Source organism: Deltaproteobacteria bacterium, from assembly GCA_019308995.1.
Classification (GTDB): domain Bacteria; phylum Desulfobacterota; class Desulfarculia; order Adiutricales; family JAFDHD01; genus JAFDHD01.
In genome coordinates, this window is sequence record JAFDHD010000228.1 from 1 (window position 1) to 2,059 (window position 2,059).

The following is a 2,059-nucleotide window of genomic DNA, read 5'->3' on the forward strand; positions in this document are numbered from 1 at the left end:
GTTTCCAGAAAGCTCCGAGGTGGACGGAATGGTTCGGAATCCGTGGTCGGATTAAATCGGAATCAGTGGACGATTTGAATCGGAATGGGTGGACGGAATGCGTCGGAATACGCAGCTGCCATGGATGAGAAGAAATGAGGCAGTATTCAATAAGGTTTTTATAGCCCTGTCAGGAAGTATTGAGAGCCCCATAAACTTCTGTGAAATAGCATCTGATACAGGAGTCAGCTATAAAACGCTCCAACAATATATTGAGTTCCTCGAACACTGAGCCCTGAACAAAGGCTGTATTACTGGAGGAGTAAAACAGGAACAGAAATAGATCTCATTTGGTCCAGAGGCCAGGAACTCATCCCCATAGAGGTTAGGTATAGACAAAGGGCTGGCTTAAAGCCCCTGTTACCTTTCATAAGAAGGTATAAAAATCAAATTGAATATTCTATCACCTCCACTAAGAACCTATTGGACTTCAGGGAAATCAATGGCATCAAAGTTTTATTTATACCCGCGCTGTTTTTGGCTTAAGTAGATCAGAAAGCTGATTGCCCCCTATTCCCACCAATTATTTTTTCCAGGCCGAAAAACATTTTCCCATTTTTGTCGTCTTTAGGGATCGTAGCCGAGGGGCAAAGGTAGCCCGTTAAGTAGTATCCCTCCAGAAATCTAAGATTCCTGGAGGGTCCTGGCAGCGGTCGGCTATCAGCCGTCAGCTTAGCCCCTAAGTCTCTGATTTCATAAAACCGATGCAAGGAGGTCCATATGGGCAAGACCGCCATGCGGCCTCCCACAGAGCGGGTCTCTTCTTCTCTAAACTCAGCATATCTATACCAAAATACAGGGCCATTAGCTCTGGCAGGCTAAATGGTATGGGGATTTGATGTTTGACGGTATCAAGCAATGACCACAGGTTCTTGCCTTCCACCCTTTCTGTATAGATGGGGAAACCAGCGATCTCCAGGGCCTCAAGATCTCTATAAACCGTCCTTGGATGACAGTCCAGTTCAGAGGCCAGTTCTGCAGCAGACTTCCCACGCTTTGAAGAGATCAGCGTCTGGATTATCCTCCCCAAAACGATCCCCCTCTCATTACCGTAAGTGGGGGAACCCGTTTATGTATAAAGATGTTGCACAGTTAAACGAAAATTAACAAATTTATCAATAAAATTTATGCCATAGCACACATATTTTTTCATGAGCCAGCAACATTTTTTCAAATTTTTTCTGCCAAGTGTGACCGTATCGTTTTCAAAAGGGTGGATTTTAACTTTTCCAAAGAAAACGCATAAAAGGAACCATTAACTGCTGCTTGGAAGTTCTGCCGCCGCGACGCTCGCGAGCTCTATCACCGCCTGATCCTGATGGTGGGCCCGGCGGGAAGCGGGAAGACGTCCGCGTTGCAGGAGGTGTCGGTCTCGACCTCCCTGCCTGCGTGCGGGCACGCACAGGCAGGCGCACCGCTGGTCAACGTCAATCTCGAGCTGTGTCGCCGAATGCTGGACCTAAGCGTTCGCCAACGGGCTCTGCAGCTACCGCGGCTCTTGGGCGAAATCGTACCTGCCTGCCGCGACCTGTCTGCCCGCCAGGCAGGGATGAAGAAACGCTTTGAGGAATACCTCGATGAACTCACCAAGGGCAACGAGCCCGGCAAGGTAAGTCTTGGGAGAATATATGGGTAAAGAAGCGTTGTTCAAGCAACAATCGCCACAGATTCTCGAGACGCTTCGCCAAGTAGCCATTATTCAAAGCACCGAGTCTTCTACGCGAATAGAAGGAATCACCGCCCCTCTTGAACGAATCAAGGCTTTAGTAGAGAAAAAAACTACGCCGGTCAACCGCTCGGAGCAAGAAATCGCGGGTTACCGAGATGTGCTCAATACTATTCACGCAAATGCCAGAGAAATGCCTTTTACTCCAAACGTCGTGCTCCAACTTCATCGGGATCTCTATGAGGTCTCTGAAAAAGTGGGGTTTGTTTGGGCACTTTGGCCCTGTATTTTTCCCTTTCTTGTCTTGTGATTTCTGTGGTTGGACTGCCCTTGCTCGTTCTGGAACCTAGCTCG

The 2,059-nt window shown here is 48.2% G+C and carries 3 protein-coding genes and 1 pseudogene; 3 read left to right on the top strand and 1 reads right to left on the bottom strand.

Going from position 1 to position 2,059, the window contains the following annotated elements; translation table 11 throughout:
* The first annotated feature begins 267 nt into the window (after positions 1 to 267).
* The gene (locus JRI95_17225) at positions 268 to 525 is read left to right on the top strand and encodes a DUF4143 domain-containing protein (protein MBW2063286.1); all 258 of its coding nucleotides are present in this window, start codon (positions 268 to 270) and stop codon (positions 523 to 525) included.
* Between the two features lie 193 nt (positions 526 to 718).
* Here the strand turns inward: JRI95_17225 and JRI95_17230 are convergent, their stop codons facing one another.
* Positions 719 to 1,069, bottom strand: a complete 351-nt coding sequence (locus JRI95_17230; GenBank protein ID MBW2063287.1) for an HTH domain-containing protein — start codon at positions 1,067 to 1,069, stop codon at positions 719 to 721.
* A gap of 279 nt (positions 1,070 to 1,348) precedes the next feature.
* On the opposite strand from JRI95_17230, the gene JRI95_17235 reads away from it, so the two are divergent.
* On the top strand, positions 1,349 to 1,675 hold the full coding sequence (locus tag JRI95_17235; GenBank protein MBW2063288.1) for a hypothetical protein: 327 nt from the start codon (positions 1,349 to 1,351) through the stop codon (positions 1,673 to 1,675).
* Positions 1,656 to 1,955: pseudogene (locus JRI95_17240) on the top strand (cell filamentation protein Fic). The gene JRI95_17235 and the pseudogene JRI95_17240 overlap by 20 nt, the downstream one beginning before the upstream one ends.
* The last annotated feature ends 104 nt before the right edge of the window (positions 1,956 to 2,059 follow it).